This window comes from Streptomyces sp. NPDC041713, assembly GCF_055591085.1.
In genome coordinates, this window is the sequence record NZ_JBVIZY010000023.1 from 12,958 (window position 1) to 27,369 (window position 14,412).

Sequence of the window (14,412 nt, forward strand, 5' to 3'; positions counted from 1 at the left end):
GGCGCAGCACGGCACTGCTCAAGCAGGGGGATGGGGCGTGTGAGCCTCGAGTGCCGTCGCGCGAAGGACGGCGGCCATCCGTGTCACGGCCGGCGTCGGTGGGTCAGGCAGGCGGGCAAGGAGCAGGCGCCGCTGTTCTTGCGGGCCGCCGCGGACAGGGAGGACCCGCACGCCGGGGGGCACCGCGGAGACGAGCGAGGCGGGGAGGGTGGTCAGTCCGCACCCTGCGGCGACGAGGTGGAGTTTGGCCAGCCAGTCGCGGGCGGTGTGGACGATCTCGGGGCGCTCGTCCAGGCCCGGCCACACGCCCATCAGGCGGTCCTCTCCTGATGAGGACCCGGTGATCCAGCGCTGTCCCCGCAGATCGGTGACGTCGACATAGGTGCCGCGGGCGAGGGGGTGCGTGGCGGGCACCGCGAGACGCAGCGGGCGTTCGGTGAGTGTCTGCAGTGCCAGTGGGGGCGACTCGGTGTCCGGCGCGCGGAACGGTGGCGCCGAGGCGAGCAGGGCCAGGTCCAGGCTGCCCGCCCGCAGCGCGCGGACCAGGGCCGGAGTGCCGCCCTCGCGGCCGACGACCTCCAGTCCGGGATCGCTTTCACGCAGTGCGGCAAGGGCTCGGGGTACCAGCACGGCACCGGCGCTAGGCACCCACCCCAGCCGGACCGTCCCGGTCTGCTCCGGCAGGCCCGACAGTTCCCTGGCGGTCGCGGCGATCTCGTCGAGCACGACCGTCGCGCGGCGCATGACGACGCGGCCGGCGGGCGTGAGCCGGGCCCCGTCGCGCCGCCGCTCCAGCAGTTCGGTGCCTGCCGCGCGCTCGATCGCGGCGATCTGCCGGGAGACGGCGGACTGGGTGTAGCCGAGCGACGCCGCGGCCGCGGTGAAGGTTCCCTGTTCGGCCACGGCCCGCAGGACGCGCAACGCAGTCAGTGACACCTCGGTGAAGTACATGATGTTTACGCATGCTAGCTGTTCCAAACTTTCGTTGGACTCATGGATAACGGGTTCCTAGCGTGGAGGCATGACCACTTCACGCATCGCCCTCGTCACGGGCGCCAACCAGGGGCTCGGCCGGGCCTTCGCAGAGGGTCTTGCGGCCCGCGTGGATCCGCAGGACCTGGTCCTGCTCACCGGTCGCAGTCAGCAGCGGGTGGCGGACGCCGCCCGGGACGTCGCCCAGCTGCCCGCCACCCGGGCCCGGGTCGAGGGGCGGGTCCTGGATGTCACGGACACCGACGCCATCGCCCGTCTCGCCGAGGATCTGCGGGTCCGCCACGGAGGGGTGGACGTCGTCATCTCCAACGCGGTCGCCCGAATGCTCCCCGAGGAGTCGCAGTCCGAGCGGGCCGATGAGTTCATCGACGTCTCCAACACCGCCACGCACGCGATGCTGCGCTCCTTCGGCCCGGTGCTGCGTCCCGGAGGCCGCCTGCTCGTCGTGGCCAGCAGCCTGGGGACGCTGGGCCACCTCGACGGCCGCCTGCACCACCTGTTCGACGGCGCGAGCCTGGACCAGGTCGAGTACGCCGTGGAGTCGTGGCGCAGCGCCATCCACCACAAGACCGCGCAGGAGGCCGGCTGGCCGCTGTGGCTGAACGTGCCCTCGAAGGTGGCCCAGGTCGCCGCCGTGCGCGCCGTCGCCGCCGAACGCCGCGCCAGGGACCTGGCAGACGGCACGCTCGTCGCCGCCGTCTGCCCCGGCATGGTCGACACAGCGACCTCGCGCCCGTGGTTCAGCGACTACAGCCAGGCCCAGTCACCCGCCCGGGCCGCTGAGGCCGTCCTCGATCTGGTCTTCGCCGAGCACATCGCCCCGGAGCTCTACGGCGAGCTGGTGCGCTTCGGCAAGGTCCTGCCCTGGCACGACGGCACGCCACCGGTCGAGCAGCACGCGTTGCTCGTGCCCTGACCGCACCGGCTTCCGCCCGCCCGCAGCGCCCCTGGCCGCTTCACCATCCAGCCTTTTCAGCAAGGAGCCCCCTCATGAGTGCCCTCACTACCCCGTTCGGCTTTGCCAGCACCGCCGGCGAGGTCGTGTCAGGTATCGATCTCTCCGGCCGCCGCGCGGTCGTCACCGGCGCCTCCTCCGGCATCGGGGCGGAGACGGCCCGCGCCCTGGCGGCCACCGGCGCGGCCGTCACCCTCGCCGTGCGGGACGTGGCGGCGGGCGAACGCGTCGCCAAGGACATCACCGGATCGACCGGCAACCAGGACGTGCGGGCCATGTACCTCGACCTGGCCGACCCCGCGTCCATCACGGCCTTCACCACCGCCTGGCAGGGCCCGCTGCACGTCCTGGTGAACAACGCGGGCGTCATGGCCTGCCCCGAGCAGTACACCGAGCAGGGCTGGGAATGGCAGTTCGCCACCAACCACCTCGGCCATTTCGCCCTCGCCACTGGCCTGCACGGCGCGCTGGCCGCCGACGGCAATGCCCGCATCGTCGTGGTGAGTTCCACCGGCCACCAGCAGTCACCGGTCGTGTGGGACGACGTCAACTTCGCCTTCCGCCCCTACGACCCGTGGCTGGCCTACGGACAGTCCAAGACGGCCAACGTCCTGTTCGCGGTGGAGGCGACCCGACGCTGGGCCGGCGACAACATCACCGCCAACGCCCTGATGCCGGGCGCCATCTACACCAACCTGCAGCGGCATACCGGCGGCCGGGGCAGCGGCCGCGTCCCCGCCGAGCTGATCAAGACCGTGGAACAGGGCGCCGCCACGTCAGCGCTCCTGGCCACCTCGCCGCTGCTCGACGGCATCGGCGGACGCTACTTCGTCGACTGCAACGAGACCGAGATCGTCGACCGACGCTCCGGCACCCTGCACGGCGTCGCCCGCTACGCCGTCGACCCGGCGGGCGCGCGGCGCCTGTGGGACCTGTCGCAAGACCTGATCACCGGCGCCGCGTGATCGAGGCGTCTCCCGTCAGACCAGCTGCACCTGCCGGTCCAGGACCGCCGAGTGGATACTGGTGGACGCCTCCCGCATATAGGCCCCGCGCAGCTCGTGTGCCCGCTGGTACTCCGGTGTCGCGAGCGCCTCGCGCATCGCGGACTGCGAGTCGAAGCTGATCCGCACGATCGCGTCGATGGGTTCTTCCGCGCCGTCGCTCACCGCGTCGGTGAGGTAGTACTGCACGTACTCCCTCACCTGGGGCAGCGCCGCGTAGGTCGGTCCGTATTCGTGCTCCATGAAGCGGCGGAAGTCCCCCGTGGAGACCTCGGGCCGCTTGCGGATCACTGTCATGAGCGTGAGCATCGCCGTATCCACCTTCCTGAACACCTGTTCATTGAAGCCTACAGTGAACAGGTGTTCAATGGGGTGGTGAGCAGATACCGAGAAGGAGCCAACGCCAGAGCTCGCCGCGATCTGCGCGGCGAGCTCGTCGCAGCCGCGGTGGAGATGCTGGCGCAACCGCAGCCCGTCGCCGTGCCGTCCCTGCGCTCGATCGCGCGGGCCTGCCAGGTCGCCCCGTCCGCGGTCTACTGGCACTTCCCCTCGGAGGCAGACCTGCGCTCGGCCGTACTCGACGCCGAGTACACCTCCTTGATCTGCACGGTCGAAGCGGCGCTGGACAGCGCACCCGACGACACCGACCGGCTGGTCGTCGCAGGCGACGCCTACATCACCTGGGCGCTGGAGCACCCCGGCGCGTATCAGCTGCTGTTCGAGAGCGACGACGAGCTTCCGGCGACCCGCGCCGAACACGGGCCGCGCCTGCAGCAGCGCATCGTGGAACTCGCCCGTCGAGTCGATCCACAGGCCCCGTTCACCGCGGCGCTCTTGCTGTGGTCGGCCTGGCACGGTGTCGTTTCCCTGCGCCTGCACAAGACCGAGTGGGACTGGGGCATGACACCCCAGGAGGCCAACGAGCGCCTGGTGGCCGCCCTGACGACTCGCCACTCCTCACAGGAATCCTCCGCCGAGAACGGTTCCCAGCACCATGACCCTTGACTCCCGCCCCGCCGATTCGCGGGCCTCGGTGTGCTCCATCAGCCGGGTCGAGCACGCCCTGGGGATCCTGCGCGGCCGATGGAAACTGCTGATCATCCATCACCTCCTGGTCCGCCGGCCCCGCCGCTTCTCCGACCTCGAGCGGGCCATCCCGGAGGTGACGCAGAAGATGCTCGTCCAGCAGCTGCGCGCGCTGGAGAGCGACGGCGTCGTGCGCCGCATCGTCTACGACGAGGTGCCGCCCCATGTGGAGTACGAGCTGACGCCGGCCGGCGCGGAGTTGGCGACGGCGCTCTACGCCCTGCACGACTGGGCGGCACAGTCGCGAAGCGACGCCCCTTCCCCCGCGGGCGAGGACCGGCCTTCCGGCTCGGGGAGCTGATGCGTCCCGTCACGCCGTGGGGAAGGTGTCCATCCAGATGATCTCCAGGGTGCGGTGGCTGATGCGCCATCCCTCCGGACGCTGCTCCAGCCGGTCGACGAAGAAGCCCGTCTGGATGAGGTTCCAGCCCTGACCGTCGGTGTCGCCCTTGTGCGTGTGCAGGTGCTGGGTACGGGCGACCGCGTGGTCGCCATCGATACCGTCGGTGTCGCCCTTGTGCGTGTGCAGGTGCTGGGTACGGGCGACCGCGTGGTCGCCATCGATGTCGACAGTGGAAAATCCCTGGAAATGCTGCCACTTGAGCAGCCCATTCATCGATCCGTCGGGGGCGTGCATCACCTCGACGAGATCCCTGTGTCCTTGAGCTGCGGGCCGCCGGCCACCGAGTAGTCGACGCGGGCCTCGGGTGCGAACACCGAGTCCCACTGCTCCAGGACGTCGTTGTCACCGTCTTCGTGCAGGTCCTGGCCGAGGCCGTAGCGCACCATCAGGTCCTGGATCTCAATGCGGTCCTCCAGGTACTGAAGGCGCTGCTCAAGAGAGGGTCCGGCGTTCTGCCGGGTTGCGTTGTACGTCATGAACGCACCGTACGGCGGCGTGACTTGTCACTGGAAGTACTGACAAAAAAGTGCGTATGAGGATGAGAGGCCTCTCACGTGCCGGGTCACTGCCCATCCGGAGCACCGGCCCGCAACAGGGACAGCGTTGTATCGAGAGCCGCTTCGAGGTGTGTGATGCCGCCGGTGGCCATCAGGATGGTCACCCCGCCCTGTACCGCGGCGACGAGTGCGGCCGCCGTCCGGTCGGCATCCAAGCGGCGGTCGATCTCGCCAGCCTCCTGCATGGCCAGGACGCCCGCGCGCAGGGCCGCCTGCCACGTGCTGATCAACTGGCCCGTCAGTTGCTGCGCGGCCGGAGTGGTGCGGCCCAGTTCAGTGATCAGCACCCCCAGCGGGCAGTTGACCCCCTGCTGCTCGTAACGCCGCAGCACCGCGTCGCGCCAGTCCCGCCAGGCCGACCATGTGCGCAAGTCGGAGAGGTGGGGCTCCTGGTCCTCCAGGACGCGGTCCGCCTCGCGGGCGGCCACCGCGAGGAGCAGCTCCTCCTTCCCGCCGGGGAAGTAGTGGAAGATCTGGCTCTTGCTGGTCGCGGTGCGGGCGCGGATGTCGTCGAGGGTTGTGTCGGCGGCACCCCGCTCGCGGATCTCCTCGGCCGCGCCCTCGACGATGCGCCGCCGGGTCTCCCTGCCCTTGCGGGTCAATCGATCCGTTCCGTCTGCGCCGATGGTCACGGGTGCCTCCCCAGGCTCCAGGATTGGACTTGCTGGTCCATTTTATGCGAGGGACAGTGGACGGCATCCGAAAGAAGGAAGGGTGCCCGACATGCGCGCCATCGTTGTGGAAGAACTCGGCGGACCCGAGCAGCTGCACGTCTCCGACCTCCCCACCCCCGAACCAGGACCGGGCGAGATCCGCGTGGACATCACCGCGGCCGGGGTGAACTTCATGGACACCGGGGCCCGCCGACTCGGCGCGGCCACCGGGGAACTCCCCTTCGTGCCCGGCGTGGAGGGCGCCGGCCGCGTCAGCGCGCTGGGCCCGGACGTGAACGAGTTCGCCGTCGGCGACCGGGTCGCCTGGGTGTACGCCTACGGTTCCTACGCCGAGCAGATCGTGCTGCCCGCGGCCGACGCCGTGCCGGTGCCCGACGACATCCCCGACGACGCGGCCGCGAGCCTGATGATGCAGGGCATCACCGCTCACCACTTCGTCACCGAGGCCGCCGACATCCAGCCCGGCCAGACCGCCGTGGTGCACGCGGCGGCCGGCGGGCTCGGGCAGAAACTGACCCAGCTCATCAAGGCCCGCGGCGGCACCGTCATCGGCATCGTGTCCGGCGCACAGAAGGCCGACACCGCCCGCCATGCCGGCGCCGACCACATCGTGCTCTCCACCGGCGCCGCGTTCGTGGAGCCGGTGCTGGACCTGACCGACGGCGAGGGCGTCGATGTCGTCTTCGACGGCGGCGGCGAGACCACCTTCCGCGCCTCCATGAGCGTGCTGCGCAGGCATGGACTGCTGCTGTACTACGGGGCCGTCCTGGGCGCGGCCCCGGTGGTCAACATGCGGGAACTGCCCCGCAGTATCAAGATCTCCTATCCGGTCTTCCGGGACCACATCCCCACCCGCGAAGCACTCCTGCGCCACAGCGCCGACCTCTTCGACCTGGTACGGAACAAGAACCTCGCCCCTGGAATCGGCCACCACTACCCACTCCACGCCGCAGCCCAGGCCCACCGCGACATCGAGTCCCGCGCAACGACCGGCAAACTCCTGCTGCTTCCCTGAATCAGGAACAGCATCGTGGCGTCGGCCGTCGGGACACGCAAGGCGACGGAACGCGCGCGCCGGTAGTCGCTTCTTTCCTCAACTGTGCTGACTTCACTTGCTGTTCGATACGGCGGTGTCTGCCCCTCGGCCCCTGCCTCCACCAAGAAAGCCTGACCTAGCAGGGCTGTCCCGGTCGCTTGGAAGGGCACGGCGAGCGGCTAGTTCCTTAGCAGTCTGCCCACCGTCGCACCCTTCTGCTCGGTCGGCCTGGTTGAGGCACGGCGGTTCGGGGCGGAAGTCGTATTTGAGCAGCGCGAGGCGGACCGGGGCCAGGCTCGTTCCTTCGAGGTCTGCGATGTCCTGGAGGGAGTAGTGGTCGTCTTCGTACCAGGTGCGCCACTGGCCGATGTGGGTGGCGGTGTACTGGGTGTGGCGAAACCGCGGCGGGCTCCAGTCGACCGGGTGCTGCGAGAGCAGGTAGGCCGTGTGGGCCGTGGTCGTGTTCAGGGTGTGCGCGAGGCGGGCGATGGAGAAGTCGCCGCCGAGGACAGCCCGGTGGAGGTCCGCCACGGTGCGGCCAACCGCAGATCGAGCAAAGCTGACGACCGGTCCCGGACCTCGTCGACGGCACCATCCATACGGCGAATACTGAGAGTGATCGCGGCACTGTCCATGACGCCCCCAGTGCGGGCCGGATGCCGACCGACCCTCCAGCCAGGAGACTGTCCGTAAGAGCTCTCGGCCACGTCTGTCTCACTCCAATGAGTGAACAGGCTGACCAGGCAGTCTCACATCCATGGCCGTTCGGACACGGCCTGGCCACTTCCCCCGAGATTCGGCCACGGGATCTGAGATCCCACAATGACAACGGCCAGCAGTTCGCCGGGGGCAGACAGGAAAGATCGCGAAAGGACTGGTGGAAGCCGCCAGGGGCATGTCAACGTAGACGACCTTCCCCGAAACCCCAGGTCAGAGAGGTGATGCCCGTGACCGTGGACGCGTCCGCCCCCGGATTCTCCACCACCACCGAAGCCTTGCAGCTGCGTTCGTGGCAGCTGGGCCCCGGCCAGCCGACGATGGTCACCGATCTGTTCAAGGCCGAGTTCTTCCACCTCGTCGTGGACGACCGCGCCGACGTCCACGTCAGCAGTAAGGACGGCCGCTTCTACCTCGGATGGTTCCCCCTCGGCCGCCCCGGCACCGACGGTGACGGCTGGACCCTCACCGTCACCGGCACCGCCAAGGTCCCTGGCTACCGGATCCGATTCGACACCGAAACGCCGGCGGAGATCGTCGCGGCCACGGTCCAGCGCGTCCTGGCCACCTCCTGGCCTCTGTGAACCGACCGGAGGTCCCGCGCGGATCGGAGCCGCTGCTCACGTACGGCACGTACCCTGCCCTCGGCCCCTGCGGGGGCGCCCGCTATTGCAAGGAGATGCGTCTTGGCCCCGGAGTTGACCGTCGGCGATCTGCTCGACCGCCTGTCCGCCAGCGACCGCGACGTGGTGGTCCGCCTGTGGATCAACCCCTTCGCCCGCACGGGCCGCCGCCTGGGCGGCGTGGTCCCCACCCGTGACGACGCCGGCCGACCGGTGGTGTTCATCGCCGAGGCCAAGGACGCCGAGCCGCTCGGCGCGCTGCCCGAGACGACCGTCGGTGACCTGCTCGACCAGCTGTCGGCCTGCGACCGCGACGCCGTCGTGCGGTTCGCCCTCAACCCCGACTTCCCGATGGCCCACCGCGCGGGCCCCGTTGCCGCCGCCCGCGACGAGAAGGATCGTCCCGTGCTGCTCCTCACCGAGCCGGACGAGGACGAAGTCGAACAGTTCGGCCCCCTGTTGCCCGACGTCGCGGTCGCGCTGACCTGGCACGAACCGACCGAGGCCCCGCCGCGCCGTCGGCGCGGCACCCGCCCCAGCGGCGGGCAGTGAACCACCCCCGAGCCCACGGAGGCGCCCCTGTACCCGCACCATCCCGCAAATCCCTCTCACCCCGCGTCGCCGGACGCCGTGCGCTGGGTCACCCCGCGCCATCTGGCCGGCGATGACGACGTCCTCGCCGAGCGCATCGGGGACACCCTCACCGACCTGGGGTGGCGCATGTGGCCGACCTCCCGCGACACCCTGCTTTATGTGAGCCCCGACGAGCTGCGCGCAGCCGAATGGATCCTGGCCAGCAGCCCGTTCACACTTGGCGGCCTGCGCGTGGCCCTGCAGATCTCCGCCCGTCCGGATGCCGACAGCGCCCTGGTGCAGTGGAACGCGTACTTCACCACCGGCGTCCCGCACGAGGCACTTCACGACTTCCTCGTCGCGCTCGACGCCAGCGCGGTGCCCGGTATGGGCTTCGAGGAGCCAAAGGCGGTGGTCACGGCGCTGAGCGCCCGGGGTTGGATCCGTGACGTGGACCGCCCCCGCACCGCCGCTACGGACCCCGGCTTCGCCTCGCACATCTCGCTCGAGATGCTGCCGGACCTGATCGCCGACGCCGATCTGCGGGAGGACCTGATGGGTTGGCAGGCATGGGCCGAGCCCACGTTCGGCGCCCCCTATCTATGGTGTGCGAACTTCAGCCCGAGCGTTCCGCACGAGCTGGTAGCGGCCTTCGCCGCCTCGCTCGCCTCTCCGGCCCCGGTGGCACGCCACCGGCTGCCACAGAGCGCGGAGAAGCGACTCACCATCGTCCACCGCGGCTGACCAGCAGGGCTGGCTAGGCCCGGCAGACCCTTTGGTCTGCCGGGCCTTCGCCGTCCGCGCTGGTTGACTCTCCCCTTCTGCGGAGGTGCAGGGGCTGCTTCGCACTCCGAGACGAAGATGGTGGGGGTCAGGGGGTTGGGGCGGATGGCGCGGTTGTTCCGCCTGCGATCCAGGAATTGCGGCTTCTCCCCATCCAGTACCACGGCTCTCGAAGGTGGAGCTGTGCCACGGTGACGTAGTGGGACAGGTGACGGTCGAGATCCGCCGCACCCACCGAAGGGTCGCTCAGGGAGTCGTTGATCGCATGCATCAGGAACTGCGCATGCGCCGTGACATTGTCGGTGCCCTCCAACCACAAAACTTGATAAGCCCGCTCCGCCTCAGCCAGAAGCGTTTCGTCCAGGGAACCCTGATCTCGCTTGCGGTCTTCGACGAGCGCATGGGCGGCTTGGAGGAAGGCCACATACACCTCGCGCTTAGCGTCGATCTGCTGATTCCTGGCCTGCGCTTCCAGTGTCTGCTGCACCGTCTTGAGGACGGCCTCGGCCTGCTTCTCCCCAGCGTGCCGTGCCGCAGCAGCCTGTGCCTCGCCGGCCAGCTGTGCAGCGGATGCTTGGCGAAGTCCGGCACTGCGCGTGAGCCAGCCGGTTACGACACTGCCTGCAATCGCTGATCCTGCCGCGATTAGCGCTACGCCCCACTCACTCATGATCGATATCTTCTCGCATGCGGTCGGTGGTGGTACGCGTGGGGGAGAATGCAACCGCTCAGCAACGCCTGAAGAAATGACAGTGCCCCTGCCGGAAGTGGCAGGGGCACAGTTGAGTGCTGCCTCACGTGGTGCGGTCGGTGCGCAGACCGACCTCGTGATTGCGGAAGATGGTGCGTACGCCGAACGCGACGAGACTCACGCACACCCCGCAGATGACGCCCACCAGCCACCACTGCGGATTGCCGGTGAGTACCCAGGCGAACAAGCCAAACAGCGCAGCAGTCCCACCACCCAGCCAAAGAATGGGTGGTGCATCGGAGGCGGAGTTATGCGAACTGGACAAGTGAGAACGCCCTTCCACGTATTCCACGGTGGGTAAGGATTTCACCCCTAGGCACGTGCCTTGTTCAGCGCCTTGTCGAGATGGGCGTCGACGAGGGCTGGCGAGCCGGAGACGATCACCACGATGTTCCCGGCGCGGACTGCTGTCTGCTTGACGACGGTACGCTGCCCGCCAACCGCGTAGGTCAGCAGATGACTCCATCGCTCGTCCCCGAGGTCGGGTGCGGTGGCTGTCTCAGTGGTCATGTCGATGGCAGTGCTACCCGAGACGACTTGGTACTTGGGGCAGGAGGCCATCGCGTCGAAGATGCGGCCGACGCCGTCGGACAGCTTCCTGGCGGTGTTGCTGTAGAGCTCCTCGCTCACCTCGGAGTTGCTGCTGCCGCTGTAGGTGAACGCGGCCTTCGCCTTGCTCGGGAAGTCGAGGCTCTGGCCGGTCGCCGCGTCCCCGCCGAGCTCGTCGAGGGCGGGGCAGCCGATCACCGTGACGTCGTCGTTGTGCTGAGTGCTCTCGGCTTTACGTACGTAGCCCCCGCCCAGGTCCTTCTCGGCCAGGAGCCGCCTGCTCAGCGCGGCCGAGGACAGCGGCTTGGCGCCGACGGCGTCGCTTCCACCGCGGGGCGCGGAGGCCGCCGACGGCGAGGTGCCGGAGCTGCCTGCCGAGCAAGCGGATAGGGCGAGTGCGGCGAGTGTGGTCAGAGCGAGGGCGGTCGTGGTGTGGTGACGCATGCGAAACCCCTGGGTGTGCGAGCGGACGGTCTGACTTGGGCCGACACGCGATCCGCTGTCGGCGGGAGGGGGGTTACGGGTGGTCAGTGGCCCAGGTGGCGCAGGCCGTCGTCCAGGGTGGGGTGGAAGTGGTCCACGGGACCGGAGTTGCGGTTGTACCAGGCCGGGTCCAGACGCGGCTCCGCAGTGTTGTGGCCGGCGCGGCAGCGCAGCCAGATCGTGTCGTCGCGCAGGCTGAAGACGATCCAGTCCCGGTACGCGCCGCACTGCGGGCACTCGCGCACCTCGCCGTCGATGACGAGCGGCTGCTCCCAGCGCATCATCAGTCCCTCGACCTCGTGGCGTGAGGGCACGCGAAGGTCCGGCGGCAGGAAGTCGGGCACCTCCTGGACGCCCGTGCTGTCCTGCGCGGTCGGCGTCGGCTCGGCGGCCGGGCTGACGAAGTCGGGCGCCGTCCAGGTCGCGTGCATCTCCAGCAGGGCCTGGCCGGTGAGCTGGGCGTCACGGAACTCGCGGTCAGCACGTCGTCGAAACATCTGTCCCCTCTTCGTCGTTGATCGGCACACGGAGAGTGCACTAGGTCTCTGACCTGCTGCAACTTGCAGATTCAGTAATTACCTTGCCTTTCTGGGCGGGGTGTTGCGCCCGCTGGAAGGCCGCTTCGCCCGCCGGGCGCTCTGCGGCGTGGCGGTGCCCGGCTCGGGCATGGCGGAGGCGTCGGCGGGCAGGTCGGTCAAGCGACGCAGCCGCCAGACCAAGACGTCGCTCACCGACTCGGCGGTATCGAGTTCGCGTCGTGCTACGACCGCGGCGAGCAGGGCGGCGGGCTCGTGGCCGGCGGCCTCGACGTCGGCGAGGGTGGCGGCGAGCGCATGCCAGCCGGGCTCGGCGAGGATCTGTTCGGCCAGCTCCGGAACCGCCTGGCGCAGATGGGCCACCTGGCGGCGCTGAAGCGGCTGGGAGAGGCGGCGGCCACGGTGGCGCAGCACGGCCATCGGATGCTGTGCGGCGGACTGGTAGGCCGCGCGCAGGTGTTCGGCGGCCTGGCGGGCGGCAGCGGCTTGCTGGGCGTGGTTTTTTCTGTCGTGCCAGTGGGCCGCGGCGATGACAAGGAAGGCGACCATGTCGATCACCATGGCGGTGGCGGCGCCGTCCTCTCCGCGCCCCAGGGCGGGTCCGCCGTAGACGAGGTCGCGGGCGGCCTGGCGCAGCGCGCGGTCGTGGCTGCGCTCGGCCTGTACGTGGGAGCGGGAGGCCCGCTCGAAAGTCCGTGCCGCGTCACGGAGTTGTTTGCGGGTATGGGCGGCGGCGGTCTTGGCGAGGGCATCGAGGACTTCCCCGGCCGCCGCGATGGATGCGGCGACCTGTTGGTCGTTGCCGTGGTCGATGATCAGGACCGTCTGCCAGGCAGCGGCCGCCGCGCGCCGCCGAGCCTGTGCCGGACCGTGAGGCGTGCCAGCGAGGTCGTCGGCAGATGGGTCTTGCTGCGTGGCGGACCAGCGTTCGCGGATGCGGGGCAGGGAGAGGTCGGGGGCGAGCGTGGAGCCGGCGAAGAAGACCGGCTCGTCGTCCTCATTGCGGTCATCAACCAGCGCCACCGTGTAGCCCAGGAGGTCACCGGAGGGTGCTTGGCGCTTGCGGATGAGTAGGCCGGCCGCGGCCAGCCGGTCGAAGAACTCCTCCTCGTTCTGGGCGCCGGCCACGGCGCGGCGGACCGTCTCACGTAGTTCCTCGCGGGCGGTCTGCTCCCGGCCCTGGCGCTCGGCCTTGTGGCGTTCTGCGCTGGTGGGGCGTTTGGCGGCAGTGCCGTCTCCCGCGTTGACCAGGGTCAGGCCCAACTCCTTCTCGATGAGACGGCATTCGGCCTGAGCGCGCATACCGGAACGGAAGTCGTCCGGGCGGCTTCCGTCCTCGCACACGCGGGTGGCGACGATGTGGATGTGGTCGTCCGCGTGCCGTACGGCCGCCCAGCGGCAGCCGGGTTCCCCGTCGCCGGGATCGATGCCGGTGGCGGCGACAACCCGGCGGGCGATGCCCGCCCATTCGTCGTCGGACAGGATGCGGTCGCCGGGAGCGGCACGCACAGAGGTGTGCCACACGGGCAGGGCGGGGCGGGAGTGCGGAGGGAGGGCCTCGACGGGCTGGTCGATAAGAGCTGCCAGCTCTTTGATGGCGCGATGGAATTCGGCGGTGCGGCCGGGATCGGGCGCCATACCGTCGAAGGACGCGACGAGGTGCGGGTCGGCGTGCTCCTCGGCGCGTCCGGGGCCGTACAAGTAGTAGAGGAGACCGGCAGTGTTCTCGCCAGGGTCGTTGATGCTGGGAATCATGCCGGGTTCTGCTGGCGGGCGATGAGCTGAGCGGTGGCCTCTTGGACGCGGTCGGCCGCCGCGCGGACGGCGGCGACGGCCTCCACGAGTTGCGGTGCCGGAGCGCCGGAATTGAGTGCCTTGACGGCCTGGTTGAGGTTGCTGCCCGCCCAGCCGAGACGGCGGCGGGAGTCGAACAAGGCGCTGATCACTTCGCGGTCGTCGGCTATCTCGGCGGCGGTGCGGTCACGGTCGCGGGCGGCGCGCAGGGCGGAGCGGGCGAGGAAGCCGGCGACGGACAGATTCGACTGGGCGGCGGCGGACTTGATCAGCGCGAACTCTTCATCGTTGAAACGGGCATTGGGCTGGTGCAGGCGCTTCTTCTCGCGCGGCTGGCGCGGACGCTGACGGGCGCGCGGTGTGGCGGACGAGCGGCGACGGCGGCGGTTCGCTTCGTCTTTTCCCCCAGGCTTCGGTCCGCCCTCGGTCGAAGCCTGCCGGACCTGCGCCCCCTGGTGCAGGCCCGCTCCCGCCCCTTTCGGGGCGGAGTCGGCGGAAGCTACGCTTCCGCCCCAACTTGCTCCCCGTGATAGCGAGTTGGTGCCGGGTTCGTCCGCGGGGGTGAGATGGGGTTCGTGCTGCTGAGTCATCGGGTGTGGTTCCTCGTGGTGCGGGTGTGGTGCTGGATCTGGGCGGCGAGATCGATCACGGCGGCGGGCCCCTCCAGGACGCGGACGGGCGCCTCGGACGCGCTCTGCACGAGCCACTGACCGTTCGGGGCCGGGACAGCGGCGTGCAGGAGGCGGCGGAGGACCAGGACCTCGGCCCAGGCGCTCGCTTCGGCGGCGGTCGGGACGGACGTACGGGAGTTGGGTGAGCGGATGGCGGGTCCTCCAAGGTGGAGGCGGTGGCCGGCATCAGGCCGAGCCACTGCGTCGGTTAGGGGTTGACCTGC

The 14,412-nt window shown here is 69.7% G+C and carries 21 protein-coding genes; 8 read left to right on the forward strand and 13 right to left on the reverse strand.

Annotated features, from left to right (window positions below; translation table 11 throughout):
- Window positions 1-18: 18 nt before the first annotated feature.
- On the reverse strand, window positions 19-951 hold the full coding sequence (locus ACZ6CV_RS36315; RefSeq protein WP_469256037.1) for a LysR family transcriptional regulator: 933 nt from the start codon (window positions 949-951) through the stop codon (window positions 19-21).
- Window positions 952-1,021: 70 nt separating this feature from the next.
- On the opposite strand from ACZ6CV_RS36315, the gene ACZ6CV_RS36320 reads away from it, so the two are divergent.
- Entirely contained in the window at window positions 1,022-1,909 is an 888-nt protein-coding gene (locus ACZ6CV_RS36320; protein WP_469256039.1) for an SDR family NAD(P)-dependent oxidoreductase, read from the forward strand.
- 74 nt (window positions 1,910-1,983) lie between these two features.
- A complete protein-coding gene (locus tag ACZ6CV_RS36325) occupies window positions 1,984-2,913 on the forward strand; it encodes an SDR family NAD(P)-dependent oxidoreductase (RefSeq protein WP_469256040.1) in 930 nt (309 codons plus the stop codon).
- 15 nt (window positions 2,914-2,928) lie between these two features.
- Here ACZ6CV_RS36325 and ACZ6CV_RS36330 read toward each other — a convergent pair whose 3' ends face one another.
- Entirely contained in the window at window positions 2,929-3,249 is a 321-nt protein-coding gene (locus ACZ6CV_RS36330; protein WP_469256042.1) for an EthD domain-containing protein, read from the reverse strand.
- Between the two features lie 78 nt (window positions 3,250-3,327).
- Between ACZ6CV_RS36330 and ACZ6CV_RS36335 the strand changes: the two genes are divergently transcribed.
- Window positions 3,328-3,957 (forward strand): TetR/AcrR family transcriptional regulator, encoded by a 630-nt coding sequence (locus ACZ6CV_RS36335; protein ID WP_469256044.1) that lies wholly within the window; start codon window positions 3,328-3,330, stop codon window positions 3,955-3,957.
- Window positions 3,947-4,339 carry a winged helix-turn-helix transcriptional regulator gene (locus ACZ6CV_RS36340; RefSeq protein WP_469256045.1) on the forward strand — a complete coding sequence of 131 codons (393 nt, stop codon included), beginning with the start codon at window positions 3,947-3,949 and terminating at the stop codon, window positions 4,337-4,339. Before ACZ6CV_RS36335 ends, ACZ6CV_RS36340 begins: the two co-directional genes overlap by 11 nt.
- Before the next feature lie 9 nt (window positions 4,340-4,348).
- On the opposite strand, the gene ACZ6CV_RS36345 is transcribed toward ACZ6CV_RS36340, so the two are convergent.
- The 3 genes from ACZ6CV_RS36345 to ACZ6CV_RS36355 form a co-directional block, all read right to left on the reverse strand.
- Complete coding sequence (locus ACZ6CV_RS36345) at window positions 4,349-4,675, reverse strand: nuclear transport factor 2 family protein (protein WP_469256049.1); 327 nt, start codon at window positions 4,673-4,675, stop codon at window positions 4,349-4,351.
- Entirely contained in the window at window positions 4,675-4,917 is a 243-nt protein-coding gene (locus tag ACZ6CV_RS36350) for a nuclear transport factor 2 family protein (RefSeq protein ID WP_469256051.1), read from the reverse strand. Before ACZ6CV_RS36350 ends, ACZ6CV_RS36345 begins: the two co-directional genes overlap by 1 nt.
- Before the next feature lie 86 nt (window positions 4,918-5,003).
- Window positions 5,004-5,630 carry a TetR/AcrR family transcriptional regulator gene (locus ACZ6CV_RS36355; protein ID WP_450340697.1) on the reverse strand — a complete coding sequence of 209 codons (627 nt, stop codon included), beginning with the start codon at window positions 5,628-5,630 and terminating at the stop codon, window positions 5,004-5,006.
- A gap of 91 nt (window positions 5,631-5,721) precedes the next feature.
- On the opposite strand from ACZ6CV_RS36355, the gene ACZ6CV_RS36360 reads away from it, so the two are divergent.
- Window positions 5,722-6,687 carry a quinone oxidoreductase family protein gene (locus tag ACZ6CV_RS36360; RefSeq protein WP_469256053.1) on the forward strand — a complete coding sequence of 322 codons (966 nt, stop codon included), beginning with the start codon at window positions 5,722-5,724 and terminating at the stop codon, window positions 6,685-6,687.
- 93 nt (window positions 6,688-6,780) lie between these two features.
- Here ACZ6CV_RS36360 and ACZ6CV_RS36365 read toward each other — a convergent pair whose 3' ends face one another.
- Window positions 6,781-7,239, reverse strand: coding sequence for a hypothetical protein (locus ACZ6CV_RS36365; RefSeq protein ID WP_469256055.1), 459 nt, complete (start codon window positions 7,237-7,239; stop codon window positions 6,781-6,783).
- Window positions 7,240-7,649: 410 nt separating this feature from the next.
- On the opposite strand from ACZ6CV_RS36365, the gene ACZ6CV_RS36370 reads away from it, so the two are divergent.
- The 3 genes from ACZ6CV_RS36370 (at window position 7,650) to ACZ6CV_RS36380 (ending at window position 9,365) form a co-directional block, all read left to right on the forward strand.
- Entirely contained in the window at window positions 7,650-8,009 is a 360-nt protein-coding gene (locus ACZ6CV_RS36370) for an SPDY domain-containing protein (RefSeq protein ID WP_469256056.1), read from the forward strand.
- 102 nt (window positions 8,010-8,111) lie between these two features.
- The gene (locus ACZ6CV_RS36375) at window positions 8,112-8,600 is read left to right on the forward strand and encodes a hypothetical protein (protein WP_469256058.1); all 489 of its coding nucleotides are present in this window, start codon (window positions 8,112-8,114) and stop codon (window positions 8,598-8,600) included.
- Window positions 8,601-8,678: 78 nt separating this feature from the next.
- A complete protein-coding gene (locus ACZ6CV_RS36380) occupies window positions 8,679-9,365 on the forward strand; it encodes an SPDY domain-containing protein (RefSeq protein ID WP_469256060.1) in 687 nt (228 codons plus the stop codon).
- A gap of 127 nt (window positions 9,366-9,492) precedes the next feature.
- Here ACZ6CV_RS36380 and ACZ6CV_RS36385 read toward each other — a convergent pair whose 3' ends face one another.
- The 7 genes from ACZ6CV_RS36385 to ACZ6CV_RS36415 all read right to left on the reverse strand — a co-directional run bounded on the left by ACZ6CV_RS36385 (window position 9,493) and on the right by ACZ6CV_RS36415 (window position 14,388).
- On the reverse strand, window positions 9,493-10,074 hold the full coding sequence (locus tag ACZ6CV_RS36385) for a hypothetical protein (protein ID WP_469256062.1): 582 nt from the start codon (window positions 10,072-10,074) through the stop codon (window positions 9,493-9,495).
- A gap of 124 nt (window positions 10,075-10,198) precedes the next feature.
- Window positions 10,199-10,342, reverse strand: a complete 144-nt coding sequence (locus ACZ6CV_RS36390) for a hypothetical protein (RefSeq protein WP_469256064.1) — start codon at window positions 10,340-10,342, stop codon at window positions 10,199-10,201.
- A 125-nt stretch (window positions 10,343-10,467) separates the two neighbouring features.
- On the reverse strand, window positions 10,468-11,148 hold the full coding sequence (locus tag ACZ6CV_RS36395) for a hypothetical protein (protein ID WP_469256066.1): 681 nt from the start codon (window positions 11,146-11,148) through the stop codon (window positions 10,468-10,470).
- Window positions 11,149-11,231: 83 nt separating this feature from the next.
- Window positions 11,232-11,684, reverse strand: a complete 453-nt coding sequence (locus tag ACZ6CV_RS36400) for a hypothetical protein (RefSeq protein ID WP_469256067.1) — start codon at window positions 11,682-11,684, stop codon at window positions 11,232-11,234.
- Between the two features lie 78 nt (window positions 11,685-11,762).
- Window positions 11,763-13,478: a relaxase/mobilization nuclease domain-containing protein gene (locus ACZ6CV_RS36405; RefSeq protein WP_469256068.1), complete on the reverse strand. Its 1,716-nt coding sequence runs from the start codon at window positions 13,476-13,478 to the stop codon at window positions 11,763-11,765.
- On the reverse strand, window positions 13,475-14,107 hold the full coding sequence (locus ACZ6CV_RS36410; protein WP_469256069.1) for a plasmid mobilization protein: 633 nt from the start codon (window positions 14,105-14,107) through the stop codon (window positions 13,475-13,477). The genes ACZ6CV_RS36405 and ACZ6CV_RS36410 overlap by 4 nt, the downstream gene beginning before the upstream one ends.
- The gene (locus ACZ6CV_RS36415) at window positions 14,104-14,388 is read right to left on the reverse strand and encodes a hypothetical protein (protein WP_469256070.1); all 285 of its coding nucleotides are present in this window, start codon (window positions 14,386-14,388) and stop codon (window positions 14,104-14,106) included. Before ACZ6CV_RS36415 ends, ACZ6CV_RS36410 begins: the two co-directional genes overlap by 4 nt.
- Window positions 14,389-14,412: the final 24 nt, after the last annotated feature.

Coding starts and splice junctions, on each gene's coding strand:
- ACZ6CV_RS36395 (WP_469256066.1), bottom strand. CDS start 11,148: ATGCGTCACCACACCACGACCGCCCTCGCTCTGACCACACTCGCCGCA.
- ACZ6CV_RS36320 (WP_469256039.1), top strand. CDS start 1,022: ATGACCACTTCACGCATCGCCCTCGTCACGGGCGCCAACCAGGGGCTC.
- ACZ6CV_RS36370 (WP_469256056.1), top strand. CDS start 7,650: ATGCCCGTGACCGTGGACGCGTCCGCCCCCGGATTCTCCACCACCACC.
- ACZ6CV_RS36360 (WP_469256053.1), top strand. CDS start 5,722: ATGCGCGCCATCGTTGTGGAAGAACTCGGCGGACCCGAGCAGCTGCAC.
- ACZ6CV_RS36405 (WP_469256068.1), bottom strand. CDS start 13,478: ATGATTCCCAGCATCAACGACCCTGGCGAGAACACTGCCGGTCTCCTC.
- ACZ6CV_RS36350 (WP_469256051.1), bottom strand. CDS start 4,917: ATGACGTACAACGCAACCCGGCAGAACGCCGGACCCTCTCTTGAGCAG.
- ACZ6CV_RS36385 (WP_469256062.1), bottom strand. CDS start 10,074: ATGAGTGAGTGGGGCGTAGCGCTAATCGCGGCAGGATCAGCGATTGCA.
- ACZ6CV_RS36345 (WP_469256049.1), bottom strand. CDS start 4,675: ATGCACGCCCCCGACGGATCGATGAATGGGCTGCTCAAGTGGCAGCAT.
- ACZ6CV_RS36330 (WP_469256042.1), bottom strand. CDS start 3,249: ATGACAGTGATCCGCAAGCGGCCCGAGGTCTCCACGGGGGACTTCCGC.
- ACZ6CV_RS36325 (WP_469256040.1), top strand. CDS start 1,984: ATGAGTGCCCTCACTACCCCGTTCGGCTTTGCCAGCACCGCCGGCGAG.
- ACZ6CV_RS36340 (WP_469256045.1), top strand. CDS start 3,947: ATGACCCTTGACTCCCGCCCCGCCGATTCGCGGGCCTCGGTGTGCTCC.
- ACZ6CV_RS36400 (WP_469256067.1), bottom strand. CDS start 11,684: ATGTTTCGACGACGTGCTGACCGCGAGTTCCGTGACGCCCAGCTCACC.
- ACZ6CV_RS36410 (WP_469256069.1), bottom strand. CDS start 14,107: ATGACTCAGCAGCACGAACCCCATCTCACCCCCGCGGACGAACCCGGC.
- ACZ6CV_RS36315 (WP_469256037.1), bottom strand. CDS start 951: ATGTACTTCACCGAGGTGTCACTGACTGCGTTGCGCGTCCTGCGGGCC.